Source organism: Idiomarina piscisalsi (assembly GCF_002211765.1).
GTDB classification, from domain to species: Bacteria; Pseudomonadota; Gammaproteobacteria; order Enterobacterales; family Alteromonadaceae; genus Idiomarina; species Idiomarina piscisalsi_A.
This window is the reverse complement of the sequence record NZ_CP022133.1, coordinates 751,236-774,633: the sequence shown is the minus strand read 5'-3', so window position 1 is coordinate 774,633 and position 23,398 is coordinate 751,236. Positions and strand designations below refer to the sequence as shown.

Sequence of the window (23,398 nt, the reverse complement as noted above, 5' to 3'; positions counted from 1 at the left end):
TTCCACAAACGTCTAACAGATAAGTTGTTTAGCTTGTACTAAACTAGACAAGTTAACGTCATAACCAAGGCTACGAAACTATGAGATTGACCATTAAAGCGAAAGTGTTCTCTCTGGCACTCATTCCACCACTGCTTATAGCCGTTTTCCTGACCTGGTACAACTTGTCGCAGTCGACACAAGTTGCGCAGAACGCAGTGTCAGACTTTAAGTCACAAATGCAAAAAGATGCCCGAGAGGAAGTCCGTAACTATCTGCAATTGGCTATGAGTTCAATTGAACATTTGGTTGAAGACGACTCATTAGGCTCTTTACCAGAGCGCCAAGAGCGTGCGAAACAAATTTTGCGCCAGCTTCGCTTTGATGATTCCGGCGACGTCGGTTACGTCTTTGTTTATGACGATAAAGGAAACAGCATCGCGCACGGTGTGAATCAGTCACTGGAAGGCAAGAACTTATACAACTTTAAAGATCCAAACGGCGTTCTTCTCATCCAAGAGCTGATCGAAGCGGCAGAGAGTGGCGGTGGTTTCGTCGAATACGACTGGGAGAACACCAGTGGTCAGGTCAATCCCAAATTAGGTTACGCGGATATGCTGTCAGAGTGGGGCTGGGTTGTTGGTACCGGCTTTTGGACAGCAGGTCTACAAGAGCAAACACAAGTTATTGAAGGTAATGTTGACGATGCCTTAGCAGAGTCCACTGCGAGTACCATCATCGCATCCATTATTGTGCTGCTTATCATCGCTGCCCTTGCCCTGTTTGTCGTGAAAGGAATTACAGGGCCGTTGAAGCGGGCATTAAATGCAATGGATCAAATAGCTAAGGGCGACGGTGACCTGACCCAACGTTTAGATACCGACAGCAATGACGAAATGTCTGAGCTCGGCCAGGCATTTAATAACTTTGCCGACCAAGTCTCTGATATGGTCGCCAATATACGGACGTCGGCGACATCGGTTACTCACTCGACTCAGCGTTTAGACGGTGTACTTACCGAAGCGCGTAATGGGGTTAACGAGCAGCAGGAAGAAAGCGAACAGATTGCGACCGCTATTAATGAACTGGCGACAGCGTCACAGGAAGTTGCCCGCAGCGCAAGTGAAGCATCAAGCGCTGCAGAGCAAGCAGAAGAGCTTGTGCACTCCGCTAACCATCTGTTAACTAAGGCCGTTAATGTCATCCATGGCCTTGCTGAGAAAGTAGAAGATGGCTCGTCTGAAGTAGAAAAGTTGAACGCGCACTCTGCTGAAATTGGCTCGGTATTGGATGTTATTCGTGCCATTGCTGAGCAAACCAATTTACTGGCTTTAAACGCGGCTATTGAGTCGGCCCGTGCCGGTGAAGCCGGCCGTGGATTCGCGGTTGTTGCTGACGAAGTTCGCACTCTGGCTAAGCGCACGCAAGACAGCACTCATGAAATTGAGAGTATGATTGAACAGCTGCAAAGCGGCAGTAAACAGGTCTCAGAAGTGATGTCAGCCATAAAGCAAGGCAGTGAAACCAGTGTTGCTGAGGCCGCAGAAGTCGAAACAGCGCTGGCTCAGGTACTTGAAGCCGTTAACACAATTAATAGCCAAAATGCCCAAATTGCCACGGCAGCAGAAGAGCAGACGTCGGTTTCAGAAACCATAAACGAAAACATGACAAAAATTGTCGATATCGCTAAGCAGACTGCCAGCGGCACTCAGCAAGCGGGTGAACACATGCGCGAGTTAACAGACACTGCTCACCAACTTGAAGATAACGTAAAACGCTATCGCATTGACTAAATGTCGATAGCTGTGCCCTCGTCCATAGGCGATAACCGAAACCAGCGGCAGAGTGTTTGACCTAAGTCGGCAAAGCTCTGTCGCTCGCCATGACTTTTAGCTGCTACTTTTCTCCCCGACAACAGCAACGGAACATACTCTCGAGTATGATCACTACCCGGCCATGTCGGGTCACAGCCATGATCCGCCGTTAGCACGAGCAAATCATCTTCTCTCATTGCGCTGATGACTTTCGGTAACCATTGGTCAAAATGTTCAAGTTCTTGCGCATACCCTTCTGCGTTTCGCCTGTGCCCATACAGTGTGTCAAAATCGACTAAATTGGTGAAAATAAGGGTATTGTCACCCGCGGTACCCATTGCTTTTAACGTTTTGTCCATTAGCTCAGATAAGTCTTTTCCTTTAAACGACTGACTGATGCCGCTATGTGCAAAGATATCTGAAATTTTACCAATGCCAATGACCTGTCCCCCAGCACTTTCTAATTTATTCAATACCGTCGGCTTAGGAGGCAATACCGAGTAATCTTTACGATTAGCCGTTCTGACATAATCATCGGGCGTTTCCCCGACAAACGGACGCGCTATAACACGGCCAATATTATAGTCGTCCAGCAACCCTCGCACTTGCTCACACAGTTTATAGAGGCGCTCAAGACCAAAATACTCTTCATGTGCGGCTATTTGAAACACTGAGTCTGCGGAGGTGTAAAATATGGGAGCGCCAGTCTCAATATGCTTTTGACCCAGCCGCTGAATAATTTCAGTGCCAGAAGCATGACAATTGCCCAAAATACCCGGTATACCCGATTGCGCTTGAATCCTTTGCAGTAAGTCTTTTGGAAAGCTGTTCTCTTTATCCGTAAAGTATCCCCAGTCAAAGTGGACCGGTACCCCCATCAACTCCCAATGACCTGACGGCGTGTCTTTACCGGATGACACCTCTGCCGCCCACGCAAATGCGCCTTCGGTTTCACATTCATGAATACCATCTGCGTAATGGCCAACAGCGCCTCGGTGAGCCTCACCAAGCCCTAACTTAAGCAAGTTCGGTATACTGAATGCGGCGCCTGATTGCTTACGTTTTTCGGCGATATGACCAAACGTATCGGCTCCTGAGTCACCAAATTTACCAGCGTCCGGAGCCGCTCCGATACCTAAAGAATCTAAAACAATCACGATTGCTCTGGCCATAAAGGTTACCTTGTCAGCCGTTCGTAAATTACTGGGTTCGGCGGCAGTGCAGTCTCAGTAAATGTCATAGCGGATAAAAACATCTCTCTAGCTATGTCGACTTTGCATCTGTCATTACCGCAAATCCAGGCTACCGGCCGCCCTTTACTTAGTTGAGTTCCCAGCGGAGTCATATGCTTAATACCAACACTTAAATCTAATGTATCATCCGCTTTACGACGACCACCTCCTAACTGCACTACCGCCATGCCTATCGACCTCGTATCATACTCGCTTAGGTACATGTCCAAATGTTTATCGGGGCATAAACAGGCTCTATAATTTTTGCCTCAGATAAGTAATGTTCAGGTCTCTCAATAAAATCCGCAGGACCGTTGAGTAACCGCACCATTTCAGCGAATCGCTCAGCTGCAGAGCCTGTATCCAACGCTTTAATGACCCGGTGTTTTGCATCGTCCAGGCTTTTTGCTATCCCCCCGGACAAAAGTGACTCAACAGCCAACGCCTGAGTGACCTCATGAAGCCGCGCATCTCGGTGCCGCCCCGTTAGATAATCAACCGCCAGTTTCACTTCCAGCGCATTGCCTGCCGTCGATGCTAACGGTTCATTCATATCGGTCACCAACGCGGATGTCGATACACCGAGTTGTCCGCCGACGCTGACAATTTTTCTGGCCAACTCCAGCGATTGCGCATGACTTGGCATGAAAGCACCGTTGCCCGACTTTACGTCCATGACCAACCCGTCAAGACCTTCAGATAGCTTCTTTGACAAAATGGAAGCAGTAATTAGCGGAATCGACTCAACGGTGGCCGTTATATCCCGGGTAGCATAAAATCGCCTGTCGGCTGGCGCCAAGTTACCGGTTTGTCCGATAATGGCGACGCCGGCTTTCTTCACGACGTTTTTAAACGTGTCATTATCCGGTGTCGATTGATAGCCCGGTATCGAATCGAGTTTGTCTAACGTGCCGCCGGTATGCCCTAAACCACGCCCCGAAATCATCGGCACATAACCGCCGCAAGCAGCAATAATAGGTCCCAACATTAAGCTGACAACATCACCAATCCCGCCAGTCGAGTGCTTATCCAAAATAGGACCATCAAACTCTGACTTCGGCCAACTCAGAACATCTCCGGAGTCTCGCATAGCCTGAGTCAGGCTTATTGTTTCATCAGCATTCATGCCATTAAAATAAATAGCCATTGCCAGAGCTGCGATTTGCCCTTCACTGACGCTATCGTCGCAAATGCCGTTAACGAACTGGTGAATCTCCCACTCAGTCAATTGAAGAGCATCACGCTTTTTTCGAATACTGTCTTGAGGCAAATACATGGTTAGTGATTATCCACAACCGCCTGGATATCCTTCAGTAGGCTGCTTGCACCAATTCGGAAATGACTCGGTGTCACCCAGTCCTTCCCCATAATTTCTTCAGCCAGATTAATATACTGCATAGCCTCTCCTACCGTGCGTATACCACCAGCCGCTTTAAAACCACAGTCGGTGCCGCTCGCCTTAATAACACCCAGCATCGTTTGAGCCGCCGATAAGGTCGCGTTAGTGTCCACTTTGCCTGTTGAGGTTTTAATAAAATCAGCGCCATTGGCAATAGCAATTTCACTTGCCGCCACAATAGCATCCTGTGTTTTAAGCTCACCCGATTCAATAATAACTTTTAATATTACTTCATCGCCGCAAACGTCCTTGCACTCACGGACTAATTCAGCTGGCGTGCTCTCATCGCCATTTAACAGCGCTCTATATGGCAAGACAACATCAATTTCGCGCGCCCCTGCCGCTATAGCTCGCTCAGTTTCCGAAACAGCTCTCTCAATATTTGTACTTCCGTCTGGAAAGTTAGTGACGGTTGCGATAGGAATGTTGAGGCTCTGCTCTTCGAAGTAAGTTTTCGCTGTCGCCACCCATTCCGGAAAAACACAAATAGCGGCTACCGACTGGCTACCAATTTCTACCTTCGTGCAGAGTGATTCAATAGTGGCTTTATCATCGTCATTGTTCAAAGACGTCAAATCGACATAGGATAATACCTGTAAAGCCTGTGCATGATTTTCCGATGGCATAAACTTCTCCTAATTCTGTTCGCTTTGCCACTTCATGACTAAAGCGTCTTCGTAACCGTTACGGGTTTTATAATAGTCAGCTCGTTTGGCCAACTCTCTAAACCCATACGTTTGATATAAGCTAATGGCTGGTGTATTAGATGCTCGTACTTCAAGGAAGACCAACATACCGTTGTTCGCCGCATAGTTTAAGGTGTCCTGCATTAAGTAATGCGAAAAACCCTGCCCCTGGTGCTTTGGATCAATAGCGATATTAAAAATGGTGAGTTCGTCCAGTACCTGCTGGCAAATAATATAACCGACTGTTTCTTCGTCAACGACTAACTGTCTATTATAGTAAGCTGGCCCATGACTTTGGCAAAAAACCGATAAGCTCCATGGGTGCGCGTGAGCTAGCCGCTCGATTTCATAAGAGCGACTGTCAGGAGTAAAGCATTGAATTTTTATGTCAGGCATGGCTTAGACGTTGCCAAAGCGCTTTTTTAAAGTCAGCCGTTGGTAGATTATCAAACCAGGTATCGTAATTGAGGCAATTATCTGATAGTTCAGTTATTTTAACCGCTACCGGTCGCTCACCGACACATAAGCAAAAGTCGTTAAACCACTGCGGTAACTCAACCGGTAATTGTGCCTCGCCAACTAAATGATAAGAGCCCAGCTTATAAAAATATTGACCTTTTGGCTCAGGCGCTTTTTCCCAAAGTGGGATATTCATAGCGGCTAATGCCTGCATTTGCTGAGAAGTCCACTGAGCATTCATAAAAGTTACCGTATAGCTGAATTACCAAAGTAAGTACTGAAAGATATGAATGTAGTGTAATTGAGCAGAATAAATAAGACTAGTGAAGAGTTGGCAGGGGCGGAGGGATTCGAACCCCCAACCGTCGGTTTTGGAGACCGCTGTTCTGCCAGTTGGAACTACGCCCCTAACTCTTGAGGCATGGATTATACCGACAACAAACCGCGGCACAAGTACTTATTGGCTCTAACTCTTTCGTTTGCAGATAATTTAACCAGCAAAACTAATGATCGGTATCGAACAGTTCTTCGTGAACTAGCTCAATAATTTCTTCCACTTTAAACTCATCGATTTGAAAGTGTTCCAGTACGCCGTCCTGCACTGACTGCCATTCATCTTGCCCTGCCAGGCTACGCGTTCTCAGGTCTATCGCATAACGGGATATTTTTAATATGCCTAATAAATCCAACGCAAGCTCCGACAGCTCACTCGATGTTAAAAAAACAGAGCTGTCATCAAATAAGTAATAAATAACTTCGACGACAATTTTGGGGAGCTTCCACTGCTGAGCGAGTAACGCACCCATTGTTGTGTGGGTCGTATTAAACTTGCGCTGCTCTTGTTCAATAATTTCAGGCCATGGTTGGCTACTTGAAGCATTCAATAGTTCTGAATATTCTTCATCAAACTCTGACAACATGACGGGAATACCAGAACTCTGAAACAGACCAAGCATGTAAGCATGATCACGCAGCTCCGGCTTACCGACAGCTTCGGAAACCATCACACAAGCACTCGCCACCCATTCGTTATAACGCCAAAACTCATTGAGATCATAGTCCGACTTCAGCGCTGACTTTAATGCAACCGCTTTTACAATCGGAAAGACGCGTCGAAAGCCCAGCGTCATGACCGCTTGCTGAATTGAGTCAATTTCTTTTGCACGCCGGTAAGCAGCCGAGTTCACAACTTGTAGAACCGCAGCAGCAATCCCCATATCCGATGCGATAGCATCAGCAATAACAGATACATCGGGTTCCTCTTTTTTGGCTTCACTACTAACAGTTAACAGAGTCTGTGGTCGTGGCGGTATACTAACCTTTTGTAATAGCCGTTTCTCTGCTGTTGTAATTTCTATCGCCATAATGTCTCCAAGTTGAACCCGATGGGTGACACAGAGTCTCAAACAATGAGATTATGTTGTCATCTTTTTTATGGTAAAACACGTCAATGCTTTACATTCGCTGTATTCTAATTGCTGGTAGCTTATTTTTCAGTTGTCTGACTTTTGCTTCTGTCGAAGTAAGAGTATCGGGTGTCGAAGGTAAAGCGTATGACAATGTCATGACGCTACTACAGATAGCCCGACTGAATGGCAGCAACACTTACGCTGATTATCGAATCCAGTATCTACATCGACAAGCGCCCAACGACATTCAAAAAGCATTGCGCCCTTATGGATATTATCAGGTTGAAGTGAATGCTCAACTAGAAAGTGTTGAAGATGGGTGGATAGCGTCTTACGACATTGTCTTAAATGAACCAGTGCGCATTGCCACAAATAAATGGGCGATAAAAGGAGATGCTGAAGACGATGTTCGCTTTCAGTCTTTGTTAGATGGAAGCAAACTAAAGCCTGAACATCGCTTTATTCATCAAGAATATGAGGAATTAAAGTCTCGCTTATTGTCACTAGCAAGCCGCCGCGGTTACCACGATGCCCGATTTGAAAAACACGACGTCATTATTGATGTCGACCAGAATACAGCTAATATCGATGTTGTTTTTGAGTCTGGGCAGCGATATCAGTTTGGTGCTGTTAACTTTGAGCAAGACATTCTCAATGACGAACTACTGCAACGATATGTTCCATTTAAGCAAGGGGAAGGCTACACCAGTCAGGAACTCAGCAATTTGCAGGTCGGGTTACTCGACAGTGGCTACTTTTCTCAAGTGCAAGTCAGTCCTCAGTGGGATGAATCGGAAAATCTGCAGGTGCCTATAGAGGTAAAATCTAGCGCAAATTACAGAAACCAGTATCAATATGGTATCGGTTATGGAACCGATACCGGAGCGCGAGTGAGTGCCAGTCTAAACAGGCGCTGGGTCAACGAAGATGGCCACCAATTTCGGGGATTGACTCAAGTATCTCAAATTGAAAGCCGTGTTAGTGCTAACTACATCGTACCCGGGAAAAAACCGCAGTCTGACTACTATCGATTTAACGCAGAGGTATCGGATAAAAATAATGAGGGTCAAGAAAACCGCTTATACCGCATCGGTGCGTCCAGTACCGTTACAATGAATCAGTGGCAACATGAGTTTGGCTTAAGCTGGCAAAGAGATGACTTTCAGATTGGTGAAACAGAAGGTACCAGTCAATTTCTTATTCCACGATCGAGCTGGACCTACATGACAGCCGACGGGCGCTTGAATATTGATAAAGGATTTCGCTTTGATGCTACGCTTAAAGCGGCAAATGATACGCTTTTATCAGACGCGAACATGGCCAGTTTGAAACTGGGGTTCAAAGCCGTCGTACCGTTAACTGAGCGCGTCAGAATACTCACGCGTGCTGATATAGGCGCCACCTATATTGATAACTTCGATACCCTGCCTCCATCACTGCGCTTTTTCGCTGGTGGCGACCACAGTGTTCGTGGTTATGCCTATGAACAGCTCGGTCCTGAGGACGAAACCGGAACGGTTATTGGGGGTCGTTACTTAGCAACAGCTAGTGCTGAAATTGACTATCGGTTTAAGGAACACTGGCGGATTGCACTGTTTACGGACATCGGGAATGCGATGATCGAACCTAATGAGCCATTAAAGCAAAGTATTGGCTTTGGTGTGCGCTGGATATCGCCTATCGGCTCAATTCGGCTTGACTTAGCTCAAGCAATTGATGAACCCGATAAGCCTTGGAGACTGCACTTAACCCTGGGGCCTGATCTATGACGATTTATCGTTGGTTGGCAAGCATCATATTGGGCATTTTTTTTGTAATACCATCGGTTGCGATCGCATTGTTCGGTACCGAAACGGGCAGCCGTTGGGTAGTCGATAAGGCCATTCATTACTCCCCAATAGATATTCGTTACGATCAGTTTCGAGGCAAGCTACTAACCGAGTTTAGCTTTAATAACTTACGTGTTGAGTCCGAGTCATTTGCTTACCAAACCGAAGCATTAAAAATCCATTGGCAGCCGTTAGCGTTATTATCAGGCTCTATTACGGCAGAGCGTATTAAGAGTGATCACGGCGAAGTCCGGTTACGCTCTACAGAGGCTACCCCCAACAACGATAACCAAGCAAACGCTCTCAATGAGATAAAAATAGAACTTCCGTTATCCATTGATATTCAGAGGCTAACAGTGTCTGACACGTTATTCTTTTTCTTTGAGGCTCCAGCTCAAAAGCTTGATGTAAATCTTTCTGCTAAAGCAAACACGCGTGGTCGAGTCACTCTGAGAAACTTAGATATTTCGCACCAGTATGTAACAGCATCCGTTCGAGGGCAGTCGTTACTGTCATATCCTTTTAAAAGCTCACTGAATACTAAAATTGAGCTGCATTCGCCGGATTATCCCGCTCTCACTATCAACAGCCTATTTAAAGGGGATATAAGAAAGCTCGTCACTGAGACGAAACTTAGTGACAGTCTGAATGCTTCCCTTGAAGCTACTCTGCATCAACCAGCCAAAGCGCTGAGCTGGTCTGTTACCAGTCAATGGAATGAAAGCAACCTTACCCCATGGTTAAAGGCTTTTGACTTAGGAGACCTGAGCCTTGTGTTTAACGGAGCCGTTGCAGGGGAAGGGAGTTTAAACAGCGCCATTCTTAGTCCGGACCTATCGGTTACCGTAAACCAAAGAAATGCAGCAATATCTGGACGCTTAACGTACGAGTCTAATGCATTAACAATTAACTCTCTTAACGTGAGTTCAGATAACGATATTCGTGGTGAATTGCTCATTAGCGGAAGTATTGTTCACCTTGATTCCGTCCCTGTTATTGATGTCACTTCGCAATGGGATACTGTTTTATACAAACCCAGCGATATTATTAGTGAATGCGGTAAATTAACAGTTAGTGGAGCTATCGATAATTTATCCGCTCGTTTATCGAGCGATATTAACGGCTTGTTACCACAACCATTTAAGCTAACCAGTGAGGCTAAGCTTGCTTCCAAGTCGCTCAATCTAACCACATTAAAGCTCAGTCAAAATAACAACATGATAGCTGCAGAGGCAACTATTGATTGGAGCCGTGATATCTCTTTAAATGCCAATGTGACTGGTACTTACGAAGGTCATGACGTCAATAGCAAAGTTTCAATGAGCTACGCCGCCCCCTATCTATTTGTCGAAAGCATGGAAGGAAATTGGGGAGCTCAATCGTTTAACATTAACGGAGCATTGAGCTCAGGCCGAACATTGAACTGGGAGCTTCAATCTGACCAATTAAGCCAGGTATCAGAATTACAAGGAACTGCTTTAGCGCGCGGAACCATTAATGGTGTGTTAAACCAACCCGAGTTTACGATAGGGCTCGATTCCGCCGAATTAAAGCAAACAGGTTATAAGAAAGTTTATTTAACCCAGCCTACCGATTTAACACTCAGTTCTAAAAACGCTAATTTTAGAATACACGACCTGTGCATTGGTTATGCGGAGATCAGCTCCCCTTTATGTATTCAGTTAGACAAAGATAAAAGCTGGCTGTCTTTTAAAGCTAACGCTCAATCTGCTCCTATAAATGCATTGCAAGCTTTAGTCATACCTTCGGCATTGTACAAACTGCAAGGCGATCTGGAGCTCGACATCGAAGGTTCAGTAGATATTGAAACAAAGACATTCAGCCAGTTAAATGCATCAATAAATGCCAATAACACAAAAGTTTCGACTGCAGAAGAAACCGTAACCTTAGAGAAATTACAGTTCGTTGCGAAAACTAAAGAGCAAGGATTACAAGCCAATGTAATCGCTCAAGCTAATGAGCTTGGACTAAACCTAAATGGTTACGTCGAGACAGGCAGCTTGGAAGCAGGTAGTAAGCTATCCGGCACTTTAGACTTTGACTCAGACAGCCTGGAGTTGGCTAACCTATTGCTTCCACAAGTCAGTATTGGTAACGGAAAGGCTTCTGCTCGCATAGCAATAGATGGAACAGTGGATACCCCTCTAGCATCGGGAAAAGTTCAACTCAATGCGAATCAGATAGTGGTGCTGCAATCTGGCACCATGCTAAACGACGTTACTGGGACTCTGCAAGCAGATGCAAACTCAGGTCAGTTTAAGGTGGAGGCTGACGGAAAAGTGGGTTCCGGAAAATTGCAAATTACTGGCCACTTGGATGCATTTAAGCAGCTCGGCAAGTTAGACATTAATGGAAGCAATCTGCTTATTATCGATACGCCGGATTTGCTTATAGAAGCCTCACCGGAACTAACCGTAAGCCTAGATAAAAAGCTGATAAGCTTAAATGGAAAATTAAATATCCCTAAAGCCCGCATAACCCCCATAGAGCTTAACCAAGCCACAACAGAATCTGCTGATGTTCGGTTGAAAAATGAAGAGAAAAAAACGTCTGTATTCAAAACCCAAACTGACTTAACCGTCTCTTTGGGAGAAAACGTAAGAGTTAAGGCGCTTGGCTTTGCTGGTCAGATTCAAGGAAGCCTTAACATTACTCAACAACCTAACTCTCCGGCAAGAGGGAACGGAACTATAGGTGTCACGTCCGGGCAATATGAAATTTATGGACAAAAACTAACGATAGAGCGCGGTGACTTGCTATTTAACGACGTTCCTTTAAGCAGCCCTTCATTAAACCTCAGGGTTACTAGAAATATCAGCTCCTCGACAAGTAATCAAAAACCACCTGAGGAAATAGGGGCACGCGTTACTGGCAGTATTGAGCAGCCCGAGCTTAGCCTATTTTCTACACCACCAATGAGTGATAGCACAATACTGTCCTACCTTCTTTTCGGAAAACCACCTACCAGCCAAGGCGACGTGAACAATCTGGAACTCCAAGCCGCTTTATTGGTAGGCGGCCGTAGTACCGAGTTTTTAACCGATGGATTGAAAGAAACTTTTGACTTAGACGAAGTCTCTCTCGATTCACGAACCAGTGATGTTAACGACACATCTTTGTATATCGGCAAGCATTTATCCCCAGACTTATATATTAAGTACGGAATCGGTTTAATAGAGCCAACCTCAACTTTCATCTTACGTTATAGCCTTACCGACAAATTGATTTTCGAATCTGTTTCTAATGCGGAAGGTCAAGGTGGAGACCTGATATACACCATCGAGAAATAGTTATGGTTTAATGCCATTACATTAATTGAGTTGGTTAAGGTTTTCAGCATGAGCAAGCCATTGGGCTGGCTTAGCATTGCGGGTGAGGTGGTCGCCTCAGGCTACCGAGAGGCAGAGGAGCAGGCATAAAAAAAGCCCCCAGCGTCAGCTGAGGGCTTCTTCGATTTGAAGTCTGGACAAGGTTTCGCAGAGCTCAACCTGTTCAGCGGGGTAAAGCCAAATTGTTGGCTTTACCGGGGACCCGCTTCACCCTACTCTCAGTAGGCCACCACCAGAAATAAAAAACCCCGATGCATCTGCACCGGGGTTATTTATTTGAAGTCTGGCGGTGACCTACTCTCACATGGGGAGACCCCACACTACCATCGGCGCTGGTGTGTTTCACTTCTGAGTTCGGGATGGATTCAGGTGGTGCCACACCGCTATGGCCGCCAGACATAAACTGTCACAACATAAAAAACTGATTCTAACTAATTTGCCACTCTCTTGCCGCTTAGCAGAGTCGCTCGCTTGTGCGTAACGTCTCAAACAACTTCGGTGTTGTATGGTTAAGTCTCACGGGCAATTAGTACGGGTTAGCTCAACGCATTACTACGCTTCCACACCCCGCCTATCAACGTCGTAGTCTTCAACGACCCTTCAGAGCACTCTAAGTGCTAGTGAGAGCTTATCTCGAGGCTCGCTTCCCGCTTAGATGCTTTCAGCGGTTATCGATTCCGAACATAGCTACCGGGCAGTGCCACTGGCGTGACAACCCGAACACCAGAGGTTCGTCCACTCCGGTCCTCTCGTACTAGGAGCAGCTCCTCTCAACTCTCAAACGCCCACGGCAGATAGGGACCGAACTGTCTCACGACGTTCTAAACCCAGCTCGCGTACCACTTTAAATGGCGAACAGCCATACCCTTGGGACCGACTTCAGCCCCAGGATGTGATGAGCCGACATCGAGGTGCCAAACACCGCCGTCGATATGAACTCTTGGGCGGTATCAGCCTGTTATCCCCGGAGTACCTTTTATCCGTTGAGCGATGGCCCTTCCATTCAGAACCACCGGATCACTATGACCTACTTTCGTATCTGCTCGACGTGTCTGTCTCGCAGTTAAGCTGGCTTCTGCCATTGCACTAACCGTACGATGTCCGACCGTACTTAGCCAACCTTCGTGCTCCTCCGTTACTCTTTGGGAGGAGACCGCCCCAGTCAAACTACCCACCAGGCACTGTCCACAACCCCGATAAGGGGCCTATGTTAGAACATCAAACATACAAGGGTGGTATTTCAAGGATGGCTCCACACCAACTAGCGCCAGTGCTTCTAAGCCTCCCACCTATCCTACACATGTAGGTTCAATGTTCAGTGCCAAGCTGTAGTAAAGGTTCACGGGGTCTTTCCGTCTAGCCGCGGGTACACAGCATCTTCACTGCGATTTCAATTTCACTGAGTCTCGGGTGGAGACAGCGTGGCCATGGTTACACCATTCGTGCAGGTCGGAACTTACCCGACAAGGAATTTCGCTACCTTAGGACCGTTATAGTTACGGCCGCCGTTTACCGGGGCTTCGATCAAGAGCTTCGCCTAAGCTAACCCCATCAATTAACCTTCCGGCACCGGGCAGGTGTCACACCCTATACGTCCTCTTTCGAGTTAGCAGAGTGCTGTGTTTTTAATAAACAGTCCCAGCCACCTGGTCACTGCGACCGCCAGCAGCTTATGACGCGAAGTCAATCACCACCAGCGGCGTACCTTCTCCCGAAGTTACGGTACTATTTTGCCTAGTTCCTTCACCCGAGTTCTCTCAAGCGCCTTAGTATTCTCTACCTGACCACCTGTGTCGGTTTCGGGTACGGTCGATGTTCATCTGAAGCTTAGAGGCTTTTCCCGGAAGCAGGGCACCAGCAACTTCACACCCGTAGGTGCTCGTCTCGTGTCTCAGCCTTAGCGACCCGGATTTGCCTAAGTCACCAGCCTACGCACTTTCACGCGGACAACCAACGCCGCGCTTGCCTAGCCTTCTCCGTCCCCCCATCGCAATGAACATCGGTACAGGAATATTAACCTGTTTCCCATCGACTACGCGTTTCCGCCTCGCCTTAGGGGCCGACTTACCCTACCCTGATTAGCATGGGATAGGAAACCTTGGTCTTCCGGCGTGCGGGTTTTTCACCCGCATTATCGTTACTCATGTCAGCATTCGCACTTCTGATACGTCCAGCAAACCTCTCGATTCACCTTCATCCGCTTACAGAACGCTCCCCTACCCAGTAGTAAACTACTGCCGCAGCTTCGGTGTATGGCTTAGCCCCGTTACATCTTCCGCGCAGGCCGACTCGACTAGTGAGCTATTACGCTTTCTTTAAAGGGTGGCTGCTTCTAAGCCAACCTCCTAGCTGTCTGTGCCTTCCCACATCGTTTCCCACTGAGCCATAACTTTGGGACCTTAGCTGGCGGTCTGGGTTGTTTCCCTCTCCACGACGGACGTTAGCACCCGCCGTGTGTCTCCCGGATAGTACTCATTGGTATTCGGAGTTTGCATGGGGTTGGTAAGTCGGGATGACCCCCTAGCCCAAACAGTGCTCTACCCCCAATGGTATTCGTCCGAGGCTCTACCTAAATAGATTTCGGGGAGAACCAGCTATCTCCGGGCTTGATTAGCCTTTCACTCCTAGCCACAAGTCATCCCCTAATTTTTCAACATTAGTGGGTTCGGTCCTCCAATTGATGTTACTCAATCTTCAACCTGCTCATGGTTAGATCGCCCGGTTTCGGGTCTATACCCTGCAACTCAACGCCCAGTTAAGACTCGGTTTCCCTACGGCTACCCTATACGGTTAACCTTGCTACAAAATATAAGTCGCTGACCCATTATACAAAAGGTACGCAGTCACGGAACAAGTCCGCTCCTACTGCTTGTACGTACACGGTTTCAGGTTCTGTTTCACTCCCCTCGCCGGGGTTCTTTTCGCCTTTCCCTCACGGTACTGGTTCACTATCGGTCAGTTGGGAGTATTTAGCCTTGGAGGATGGTCCCCCCATATTCAGTCAAGATAACACGTGTCCCGACCTACTCGTTTTCACTTTTCATGCACCTTCACATACCGGGCTATCACCGTCTATGGCTCTGCTTCCCAACAGATTCTGTTAGCACATGTAAAGCTTAAGGGCTGCTTCCCGTTCGCTCGCCGCTACTAGGGAAATCTCGGTTGATTTCTTTTCCTCCGGGTACTTAGATGTTTCAGTTCTCCGGGTTCGCCTCCTGGCACCTATTTTATTCAGTGCCGGATACTGAGCAAGCTCAGTGGGTTGCCCCATTCGGAAATCCATGACTCAAGTGGCTCTTACTGCCTCGTCATGGCTTATCGCAAGTTAGTACGTCCTTCATCGCCTCCAACTGCCTAGGCATCCACCGTGTACGCTTAGTCACTTAACCATACAACCCGAAGGTGTCTGGAATACATGACCAAGATTGTTTGTTCTCGCTGTACACAAGTTCGATACGCCTCTACCTTACGGTTTGTTCAAGTAGAGTGGCATTTCTTACTTTATTTACAATCAGCTTTCCATGTTGTTAAAGAGCGTGTAACACAAAGTTACCGGTAAACATTCTTAACCAAGAACACTTAACGCTAACGGTTACAAGAGAAGAAGTGGTGGAGCCAAGCGGGATCGAACCGCTGACCTCCTGCGTGCAAGGCAGGCGCTCTCCCAGCTGAGCTATGGCCCCGTTGTGGGCTTTCGACCACCCCCGACAAGGGGTTTTGAGTGACTGGCAAGACGGGAAGGCACGACGCATAGCCTGCTATGCAAGTGGCTTTCCAACGCAGCCCAGACGCTCAAAATGGTGGGTCTGGGCAGACTTGAACTGCCGACCTCACCCTTATCAGGGGTGCGCTCTAACCAGCTGAGCTACAGACCCAGTTTCTTCTCTTTTAATATCAAGCCTGCAAACTGTGTGAGCACTCACGTCCGTTCGCAATAATGTAAGGAGGTGATCCAGCCGCAGGTTCCCCTACGGCTACCTTGTTACGACTTCACCCCAGTCATGAACCACACCGTGGTGATCGTTCTCCCGAAGGTTAAACTAACCACTTCTGGTGCAGCCCACTCCCATGGTGTGACGGGCGGTGTGTACAAGGCCCGGGAACGTATTCACCGTGGCATTCTGATCCACGATTACTAGCGATTCCGACTTCATGGAGTCGAGTTGCAGACTCCAATCCGGACTACGACGCGCTTTATGAGATTCGCTTACCCTCGCAGGTTCGCTGCCCTTTGTACGCGCCATTGTAGCACGTGTGTAGCCCATCCCGTAAGGGCCATGATGACTTGACGTCGTCCCCACCTTCCTCCGGTTTATCACCGGCAGTCTCCCCAGAGTTCCCGGCCGAACCGCTGGCAACTAAGGATAAGGGTTGCGCTCGTTGCGGGACTTAACCCAACATCTCACAACACGAGCTGACGACAGCCATGCAGCACCTGTCTCAGTGTTCCCGAAGGCACTAATCCATCTCTGGAAAATTCACTGGATGTCAAGGGATGGTAAGGTTCTTCGCGTTGCATCGAATTAAACCACATGCTCCACCGCTTGTGCGGGCCCCCGTCAATTCATTTGAGTTTTAACCTTGCGGCCGTACTCCCCAGGCGGTCAACTTAGTGCGTTAGCTGCGTTACTCACGTCTTAATGACACGAACAACTAGTTGACATCGTTTACGGCGTGGACTACCAGGGTATCTAATCCTGTTTGCTCCCCACGCTTTCGTACCTCAGCGTCAGTCTCTGACCAGGTGGCCGCCTTCGCCACCGGTATTCCTTCCAATATCTACGCATTTCACCGCTACACTGGAAATTCTACCACCCTCTTCAGGACTCTAGCGTGCCAGTTCTAAATGCAATTCCCAGGTTGAGCCCGGGGCTTTCACATCTAGCTTAACACACCGCCTACGTACGCTTTACGCCCAGTAATTCCGATTAACGCTTGCACCCTCCGTATTACCGCGGCTGCTGGCACGGAGTTAGCCGGTGCTTCTTCTGTGGCTAACGTCAACTGTGATAGCTATTAACTATCACCCTTTCCTCACCACTGAAAGTGCTTTACAACCCGAAGGCCTTCTTCACACACGCGGCATGGCTGCATCAGGCTTGCGCCCATTGTGCAATATTCCCCACTGCTGCCTCCCGTAGGAGTCTGGGCCGTGTCTCAGTCCCAGTGTGGCTGATCATCCTCTCAGAACAGCTAGGGATCGTCGCCTTGGTGAGCCTTTACCTCACCAACTAGCTAATCCCGCTTGGGCTCATCTTTAGGTGTGAGGCCCGAAGGTCCCCCACTTTGGTCCGTAGACATTATGCGGTATTAGCCACCGTTTCCAGTGGTTGTCCCCCGCCTAAAGGCAAATTCCCAAGTATTACTCACCCGTCCGCCGCTCGTCAGCAGAGAAGCAAGCTTCTCTCTGTTACCGCTCGACTTGCATGTGTTAGGCCTGCCGCCAGCGTTCAATCTGAGCCATGATCAAACTCTTCAATTAAAAGTAGTTCAATCAACTCAATGAATTACGCGTTTTGCTACTTAATGTAGCTGAACACTCATTCAAAAGTTGCAATACATATTTCTGTTTTGCGTAACTTCTGCAAGTGCCCACACAGTTTGCTTGGCTTGATAGTATTGTTAAAGAGCGTTGCTTCTTCCGAAGCAGGGAGGCGTATTCTACACTTCCCGATGATTTCGTCAACCTCTTTTTCTGGACTTTTTGTCCGACTGACAAAACCGCCGTTGCCCGACTCAACTCAGTGAGTATCTCGTGACAACGGCGGCGAATTATAGAGATCTTTTTGGACCTTTCAAGATCTTTTTCACATGAACCGGAAAAAAGATATAAATGGTGTTTTTTTAATCTCTTATGTTAATGATTATTTGAACTATCGCTACGTTTATGATTCAAATGATAGACGTGTTAGTGGATTAGGAGGGGAATAACTAGCTATGCGCCGTAACTACTATAACTATATTCTTGCGCTAAGTATTATGGGGATATCCCTAACCGGCTTTCCGTCATTATCAATTGCCGAACCTAATTCAGAACAGTCATCGACAATAAAAGAAGCTAAGCTTTTAAAAACCTATTCGTCGATAATTGAAAACCATCTTAATAAAAATTTATCGATAATGCGGACGGTACGAATACTCATTAATAACTACCCGGAACACGCCGCCTATATTGTGTCAGCTGCATTTGATACTGAGCCAAACCGGAAAAAGGCTATTATAAAAGCTGCTATTCAAGCTGAACCGGCTGTCACCTATATCGTAGTCGAAACAGCATTGGAATATTTTCCTGAGAGTGTGGAAATGATAGTTCAAACCGCGATCGAAACAGAACCGGCGTATATTGATGATATTCTACCCTTGGCTATGAAACATTCACCGGAAAAAGCCGACAGTTTAATAACCCTAACTCTCCAAAATTATCCTTCTTATTCAGAATCAATAATAAGAACGGCTCACGAGAGTTCATCAGAAAACTTACTCTCATCAGTTATAGGTACACTGAGATTATTACCTGAATCTGCTGACTATGTCCTGGAAGGTATTAAGAACTTTTTTAATAGCTTAGGAAATAATGACGATAAAACGTCTATCTCTAAGGAACAATGGCGATTACTTGCTTTGGAAGCGAAAAGCTCTGGACTTGAACAGGAAAAGTTACAATGGCTTGTTGAAAAAGGACACTTGGATAAAGGGGAATTAACCGCAATCTATAATAATAAGTAGCTACAAGCTTTTTAAAACGAATTAAAAAGAAAAAGGCCAGCTTTAAGCTGGCCTTTTTAATGAGTTTACTCGGCAGTTTCTTCAACTACTTCTTCAACTTCTTCCACTTCTGGTCTATCAACTAACTCAATGTAAGCCATAGGTGCGTTATCACCCGCTCGGAAGCCACACTTCATAATGCGAGTGTAACCACCAGCGCGCTCTTCATAACGCGGGCCTAATTCATTAAACAGTTTACCAACGATTTCTTTGTCACGTGTACGAGCGAAAGCTAATCGACGATTAGCGACGCTGTCTTGTTTTGCCAATGTAATCAATGGCTCTACCACGCGACGTAGCTCTTTAGCTTTTGGCAACGTCGTTTTGATAATTTCATGGCGAACTAGCGAACTTGCCATGTTACGGAACATCGCCTGACGATGGCTACTGTTTCGATTTAGTTGACGACCACTCTTACGATGGCGCATACCTATACCCTTCTCAGTAAATCTATTACTAAGGTGACCTTAGTCGTTCTCAATTAAGCTAGCTGGTGGCCAATTCTCCAGGCGCATACCCAGAGACAAGCCACGTGATGCCAACACATCTTTAATCTCAGTTAACGACTTTTTACCTAGGTTAGGTGTTTTCAACAACTCAACCTCGGTACGTTGTACTAAGTCACCAATGTACTGAATCGCTTCTGCCTTCAAGCAGTTCGCAGACCGAACAGTCAATTCCAAGTCGTCGACCGGACGAAGAAGAATCGGATCAAACTCCGGCTTCTCTTCTTTTTGTTCCGGCTCGCTGATGTCTCGAAGTTCAACGAAAGCGTCTAGCTGCTCTGCTAAAATTGTGGCAGAACGTCTAATCGCTTCTTCTGGATCCAACGTACCATTGGTTTCCATTTCGATAACCAGCTTGTCTAAGTCAGTACGCTGTTCAACCCGAGCTGCGTCAACAGAATATGCGATGCGCTCTACTGGGCTGAACGAAGCGTCTACTAATAGACGACCGATTGGACGCTCATCATCGTCAGCTGACTGACGTGATGCCGCAGGAACGTATCCGCGACCACGCTCGACCTTAACACGCATGTTAAGCTCATAGTCACCGGTTAAGTGACAAATAACGTGCTCTGGATTAACAATTTCTACATCACCATCGTGAGTGAAATCGCCTGCTGTTACAGGACCTGCTCCGGATTTATTCAAGGTCAACGTAGCTTCGTCTTTACCTTCAACGCTGACAGCCAGCCCCTTCAGGTTCAACAAAATTTCGATGACATCTTCTTGAACACCCTCTTTACTGCTGTATTCATGCAGCACGCCGTCGATTTCAACTTCAGTCACTGCGCAACCTGGCATTGACGATAGTAAAATGCGACGTAACGCATTACCCAGTGTATAACCAAAGCCGCGTTCCAGAGGCTCCAGTGTAACCTTGGCATGAGTCGGGCTAATTTGCTCGATGTCGACTAACCTCGGCTTTAGGAATTCGGTAACAGAACCCTGCATTGTGTCCTCTCTCTATGCTTAAGCCTTACTTAGAGTAAAGCTCTACGATCAACTGTTCGTTTATTTCAGCAGACAAGTCACTACGTTCTGGAAGACGTTTAAATTGACCTTCCATTTTGTTGTTGTCTACTTCTATCCAGACTGGCTTCTCACGTTGTTCTGCAAGTTCCAGTGCTGCTCCGATACGTGCCTGCTTTTTCGCTTTTTCGCGAACAGAAACGACATCTTCAGGACGAACCTTGAACGATGGAATATTCACTACCTGGCCATTCACAACAACTGCTTTGTGACTAACCAATTGACGAGCTTCAGCGCGTGTTGACGCGAAACCCATACGATAAACTACGTTATCTAAGCGCTGTTCTAGCAATTGCAACAGGTTCTCACCAGTATTGCCTTTAAGTCGAGCTGCTTCTTTATAGTAGTTACGAAATTGCTTTTCCAGAACGCCGTACATACGACGAACTTTCTGTTTCTCACGCAACTGAACACCGTAGTCTGACAAACGGCCGCGACGCGCGCCGTGTTGTCCTGGTGCAGTTTCGATCTTACATTTAGAATCGATTGCGCGAACGCCGCTTTTAAGGAACAAGTCTGTTCCTTCGCGACGGCTCAGCTTGAGCTTAGGACCCAAATATCTTGCCATGATCTTTCTCCAACTATCGATTCACGCCTTAAACGCGACGTTTCTTAGGCGGACGACAACCGTTGTGAGGAATCGGTGTCACATCGGTAATATTTGTGATTTTGTAACCAACGGCGTTCAGGGCACGAATCGATGATTCACGACCTGGGCCTGGACCATTCACAAATACTTCCAGGTTTTTCAGTCCGTATTCCTTCGCCATTTCACCTGCTCGTTCTGCTGCAACCTGTGCTGCGAACGGCGTTGATTTCCGTGAACCACGGAAACCCGATCCACCTGCGGTAGCCCACGCTAGTGCGTTACCCTGGCGATCAGTAATGGTGATGATGGTGTTGTTGAAAGATGCATGCACGTGAGCCATGCCATCGGCGACTTGCTTTTTAACGCGCTTGCGAGAACGAGTTGGTGTTTTAGCCATTACTCAATCCCCCTATTTCTTAATTGGTTTGCGCGGTCCTTTACGGGTGCGCGCATTTGTTTTAGTGCGCTGTCCACGTAGAGGAAGGCTGCGACGATGACGAAGTCCACGGAAACACCCGAGGTCCATCAAACGTTTAATGTTCATAGATACTTCACGACGCAAGTCACCTTCGACTGCGAATTTCGACACTGCGTCACGAAGCGCGTCCAGTTTGTCTTCTGACAATGAACCAATCGTAGTATCTTCAGCGATACCCGTTGCAGCTAAAATTTGCTGCGAGCGAGTACGCCCAATACCATAGATAGCAGTTAAGGCAATAACTGCATGTTTATTGTCAGGAACGTTAATGCCAGCGATACGGGCCACTAACACGTCTCCTTTAATTTGTAGGCATCAGTTGAAAAGCCCGTTAGGATACTCAACCGATTGCCGAATTGCAAATACTTCAAGGCGGCGACTATTAAGCCGCCGACCTTTCCTTCGAATCAACCTTGTCGTTGTTTGTGTTTCGCATCAGAGCAAATAACGCGAACTACACCGTTACGCTTGATGATTTTACAATTACGACAGATTTTCTTCACGGAAGCACGAACTTTCATTGCTACTCTCCGTTCTACCTAACCTTATCGACCGTAGCCTTTAAGATTAGCTTTTTTAAGCACAGAATCATATTGATGAGACATCATATGAGTCTGTACCTGTGCCATAAAGTCCATGATGACAACCACGATAATCAATAACGATGTACCGCCGAAGTAGAACTGAACGTTCCAAGCAATCATCATAAACTCAGGAACCAAACAGACAAAGGTAATGTACAGAGCACCTGCTAAGGTCAAACGAGTCATTACTTTGTCAATGTAACGCGACGTTTGCTCACCCGGGCGTATGCCTGGGATGAAAGCGCCGGATTTCTTCAAGTTGTCAGCTGTTTCGCGCGGGTTAAATACCAACGCAGTATAGAAGAAACAGAAGAAAATAATTGCAGCCGCGTACAATAACACATAAAGCGGCTGACCGGGAGACAATGTCATCGACACTTGTTGTAAAAAGTCGGCGACAACACCTTCACCTGAACCGAACCAGGTAGCGATAGTTCCCGGAAACAAAATAATACTCGATGCAAAGATTGGAGGAATAACACCAGCCATATTTACTTTCAAAGGCAAGTGCGTGCTTTGGGCAGCAAATACTTTACGACCTTGTTGACGCTTTGCGTAGTTAACGACGATACGACGTTGACCGCGTTCTACGAAAACAACAAAGTAAGTGACTGCTACAACAACAACCCCAATCAATAGCAATAACAGCAAGTGCAAGTCGCCTTGGCGTGCTTGCTCAAATGTTTGACCAATAGCCGAGGGCAACCCTGCTACAATACCCACAAATATCAGGATAGAGATACCGTTACCAATACCTCTCTCAGTGATTTGTTCACCTAGCCACATTAAGAACATTGTCCCTGTAACCAAGCTAACAACAGCAGTAAAGTAAAAGCCGAAGCCAGGGTCGATAACTAACCCAGGCATTAAATTAGGTAAGCCAGTGGCTATACCTATCGACTGAAACGTTGCCAGTATCAAAGTACCCCAACGCGTATATTGGTTAATCTTACGACGACCAGACTCGCCCTCTTTCTTAATTTCAGCTAAGCGCGGGTGAACCACACTAGCCAGCTGCATAATAATAGAGGCCGAAATATACGGCATGATACCCAATGCGAATACTGACGCACGTTCTAAAGCACCACCGCTGAACATGTTAAACATGGCAACGATGGTGTCTTTTTGCTGTTCGAACAACTGAGCGAGTACAGCGGCATCAATACCAGGAATAGGCACAAAGGAGCCCGCTCGGAAAACGATAATCGCTCCTAACACAAACAACAGGCGACGCTTAAGTTCCGACAAGCCACCTTGCGCTCGATTTGATTCCAATCCTGGTTTAGCCAT

16 protein-coding genes, 3 tRNA genes, 3 rRNA genes and 1 pseudogene are annotated in these 23,398 nt (G+C 47.0%); 4 read left to right on the top strand and 19 right to left on the bottom strand.

Going from position 1 to position 23,398, the window contains the following annotated elements:
- Window positions 1-80: 80 nt before the first annotated feature.
- Window positions 81-1,772, top strand: coding sequence for a methyl-accepting chemotaxis protein (locus CEW91_RS03700; RefSeq protein ID WP_088767719.1), 1,692 nt, complete (start codon window positions 81-83; stop codon window positions 1,770-1,772).
- Here CEW91_RS03700 and CEW91_RS03695 read toward each other — a convergent pair.
- The 7 genes and pseudogenes from CEW91_RS03695 to CEW91_RS03665 all read right to left on the bottom strand — a co-directional run bounded on the left by CEW91_RS03695 (window position 1,769) and on the right by CEW91_RS03665 (window position 6,933).
- Window positions 1,769-2,965 carry a phosphopentomutase gene (locus CEW91_RS03695; protein WP_088767718.1) on the bottom strand — a complete coding sequence of 399 codons (1,197 nt, stop codon included), beginning with the start codon at window positions 2,963-2,965 and terminating at the stop codon, window positions 1,769-1,771. The genes CEW91_RS03700 and CEW91_RS03695 overlap by 4 nt on opposite strands.
- A gap of 5 nt (window positions 2,966-2,970) precedes the next feature.
- A pseudogene (gene deoA / locus CEW91_RS03690) lies at window positions 2,971-4,301 on the bottom strand (thymidine phosphorylase).
- Window positions 4,302-4,303: 2 nt separating this feature from the next.
- Window positions 4,304-5,050 carry a deoxyribose-phosphate aldolase gene (gene deoC, locus CEW91_RS03685; RefSeq protein ID WP_088767717.1) on the bottom strand — a complete coding sequence of 249 codons (747 nt, stop codon included), beginning with the start codon at window positions 5,048-5,050 and terminating at the stop codon, window positions 4,304-4,306.
- 9 nt (window positions 5,051-5,059) lie between these two features.
- On the bottom strand, window positions 5,060-5,506 hold the full coding sequence (gene rimI, locus CEW91_RS03680) for a ribosomal protein S18-alanine N-acetyltransferase (RefSeq protein ID WP_088767716.1): 447 nt from the start codon (window positions 5,504-5,506) through the stop codon (window positions 5,060-5,062).
- The gene (locus tag CEW91_RS03675) at window positions 5,499-5,810 is read right to left on the bottom strand and encodes a hypothetical protein (protein ID WP_088767715.1); all 312 of its coding nucleotides are present in this window, start codon (window positions 5,808-5,810) and stop codon (window positions 5,499-5,501) included. The genes rimI and CEW91_RS03675 overlap by 8 nt, the downstream gene beginning before the upstream one ends.
- A gap of 91 nt (window positions 5,811-5,901) precedes the next feature.
- A tRNA-Trp gene (locus CEW91_RS03670) sits at window positions 5,902-5,978 on the bottom strand.
- 94 nt (window positions 5,979-6,072) lie between these two features.
- On the bottom strand, window positions 6,073-6,933 hold the full coding sequence (locus CEW91_RS03665; RefSeq protein WP_088767714.1) for an HDOD domain-containing protein: 861 nt from the start codon (window positions 6,931-6,933) through the stop codon (window positions 6,073-6,075).
- 86 nt (window positions 6,934-7,019) lie between these two features.
- On the opposite strand from CEW91_RS03665, the gene CEW91_RS03660 reads away from it, so the two are divergent.
- Both CEW91_RS03660 and CEW91_RS03655 read left to right on the top strand, forming a co-directional pair.
- On the top strand, window positions 7,020-8,747 hold the full coding sequence (locus CEW91_RS03660; protein WP_088767713.1) for an autotransporter assembly complex protein TamA: 1,728 nt from the start codon (window positions 7,020-7,022) through the stop codon (window positions 8,745-8,747).
- Window positions 8,744-12,118: a translocation/assembly module TamB domain-containing protein gene (locus CEW91_RS03655; RefSeq protein WP_088767712.1), complete on the top strand. Its 3,375-nt coding sequence runs from the start codon at window positions 8,744-8,746 to the stop codon at window positions 12,116-12,118. Before CEW91_RS03660 ends, CEW91_RS03655 begins: the two co-directional genes overlap by 4 nt.
- Window positions 12,119-12,438: 320 nt before the next feature.
- Here CEW91_RS03655 and rrf read toward each other — a convergent pair.
- From rrf to CEW91_RS03630, 5 genes are all read right to left on the bottom strand, one after another.
- A 5S ribosomal RNA gene (gene rrf / locus CEW91_RS03650) occupies window positions 12,439-12,554 on the bottom strand.
- A gap of 108 nt (window positions 12,555-12,662) precedes the next feature.
- Window positions 12,663-15,546 (bottom strand): 23S ribosomal RNA (locus tag CEW91_RS03645).
- Between the two features lie 218 nt (window positions 15,547-15,764).
- A tRNA-Ala gene (locus tag CEW91_RS03640) sits at window positions 15,765-15,840 on the bottom strand.
- A 115-nt stretch (window positions 15,841-15,955) separates the two neighbouring features.
- Window positions 15,956-16,032: transfer RNA gene (locus CEW91_RS03635), tRNA-Ile, on the bottom strand.
- A 65-nt stretch (window positions 16,033-16,097) separates the two neighbouring features.
- Window positions 16,098-17,639, bottom strand: a 16S ribosomal RNA gene (locus CEW91_RS03630).
- The 16S, 23S and 5S rRNA genes sit together here with 2 tRNA genes alongside, the layout of an rRNA operon.
- A gap of 455 nt (window positions 17,640-18,094) precedes the next feature.
- On the opposite strand from CEW91_RS03630, the gene CEW91_RS03625 reads away from it, so the two are divergent.
- Window positions 18,095-18,883 (top strand): hypothetical protein, encoded by a 789-nt coding sequence (locus tag CEW91_RS03625; RefSeq protein ID WP_088767711.1) that lies wholly within the window; start codon window positions 18,095-18,097, stop codon window positions 18,881-18,883.
- A gap of 65 nt (window positions 18,884-18,948) precedes the next feature.
- Here the strand turns inward: CEW91_RS03625 and rplQ are convergent, their stop codons facing one another.
- The 7 genes from rplQ to secY form a co-directional block, all read right to left on the bottom strand.
- Window positions 18,949-19,350: a 50S ribosomal protein L17 gene (gene rplQ, locus CEW91_RS03620; protein ID WP_088767710.1), complete on the bottom strand. Its 402-nt coding sequence runs from the start codon at window positions 19,348-19,350 to the stop codon at window positions 18,949-18,951.
- A 39-nt stretch (window positions 19,351-19,389) separates the two neighbouring features.
- A complete protein-coding gene (locus tag CEW91_RS03615; protein ID WP_088767709.1) occupies window positions 19,390-20,379 on the bottom strand; it encodes a DNA-directed RNA polymerase subunit alpha in 990 nt (329 codons plus the stop codon).
- 25 nt (window positions 20,380-20,404) lie between these two features.
- A complete protein-coding gene (gene rpsD / locus CEW91_RS03610; RefSeq protein ID WP_053954227.1) occupies window positions 20,405-21,025 on the bottom strand; it encodes a 30S ribosomal protein S4 in 621 nt (206 codons plus the stop codon).
- Between the two features lie 28 nt (window positions 21,026-21,053).
- The gene (gene rpsK / locus CEW91_RS03605) at window positions 21,054-21,443 is read right to left on the bottom strand and encodes a 30S ribosomal protein S11 (RefSeq protein ID WP_011235125.1); all 390 of its coding nucleotides are present in this window, start codon (window positions 21,441-21,443) and stop codon (window positions 21,054-21,056) included.
- A 12-nt stretch (window positions 21,444-21,455) separates the two neighbouring features.
- Window positions 21,456-21,812, bottom strand: a complete 357-nt coding sequence (rpsM, locus tag CEW91_RS03600) for a 30S ribosomal protein S13 (RefSeq protein ID WP_053954225.1) — start codon at window positions 21,810-21,812, stop codon at window positions 21,456-21,458.
- A 119-nt stretch (window positions 21,813-21,931) separates the two neighbouring features.
- Entirely contained in the window at window positions 21,932-22,045 is a 114-nt protein-coding gene (rpmJ, locus tag CEW91_RS03595) for a 50S ribosomal protein L36 (protein ID WP_074668972.1), read from the bottom strand.
- Between the two features lie 24 nt (window positions 22,046-22,069).
- The gene (secY, locus tag CEW91_RS03590) at window positions 22,070-23,398 is read right to left on the bottom strand and encodes a preprotein translocase subunit SecY (protein ID WP_088767708.1); all 1,329 of its coding nucleotides are present in this window, start codon (window positions 23,396-23,398) and stop codon (window positions 22,070-22,072) included.

Coding starts and splice junctions, on each gene's coding strand:
- rimI (WP_088767716.1), bottom strand. CDS start 5,506: ATGCCTGACATAAAAATTCAATGCTTTACTCCTGACAGTCGCTCTTAT.
- CEW91_RS03675 (WP_088767715.1), bottom strand. CDS start 5,810: ATGAATGCTCAGTGGACTTCTCAGCAAATGCAGGCATTAGCCGCTATG.
- rplQ (WP_088767710.1), bottom strand. CDS start 19,350: ATGCGCCATCGTAAGAGTGGTCGTCAACTAAATCGAAACAGTAGCCAT.
- CEW91_RS03700 (WP_088767719.1), top strand. CDS start 81: ATGAGATTGACCATTAAAGCGAAAGTGTTCTCTCTGGCACTCATTCCA.
- CEW91_RS03665 (WP_088767714.1), bottom strand. CDS start 6,933: ATGGCGATAGAAATTACAACAGCAGAGAAACGGCTATTACAAAAGGTT.
- rpsD (WP_053954227.1), bottom strand. CDS start 21,025: ATGGCAAGATATTTGGGTCCTAAGCTCAAGCTGAGCCGTCGCGAAGGA.
- CEW91_RS03695 (WP_088767718.1), bottom strand. CDS start 2,965: ATGGCCAGAGCAATCGTGATTGTTTTAGATTCTTTAGGTATCGGAGCG.
- CEW91_RS03615 (WP_088767709.1), bottom strand. CDS start 20,379: ATGCAGGGTTCTGTTACCGAATTCCTAAAGCCGAGGTTAGTCGACATC.
- rpsK (WP_011235125.1), bottom strand. CDS start 21,443: ATGGCTAAAACACCAACTCGTTCTCGCAAGCGCGTTAAAAAGCAAGTC.
- secY (WP_088767708.1), bottom strand. CDS start 23,398: ATGGCTAAACCAGGATTGGAATCAAATCGAGCGCAAGGTGGCTTGTCG.
- rpmJ (WP_074668972.1), bottom strand. CDS start 22,045: ATGAAAGTTCGTGCTTCCGTGAAGAAAATCTGTCGTAATTGTAAAATC.
- CEW91_RS03660 (WP_088767713.1), top strand. CDS start 7,020: ATGCTTTACATTCGCTGTATTCTAATTGCTGGTAGCTTATTTTTCAGT.
- deoC (WP_088767717.1), bottom strand. CDS start 5,050: ATGCCATCGGAAAATCATGCACAGGCTTTACAGGTATTATCCTATGTC.
- CEW91_RS03625 (WP_088767711.1), top strand. CDS start 18,095: ATGCGCCGTAACTACTATAACTATATTCTTGCGCTAAGTATTATGGGG.
- CEW91_RS03655 (WP_088767712.1), top strand. CDS start 8,744: ATGACGATTTATCGTTGGTTGGCAAGCATCATATTGGGCATTTTTTTT.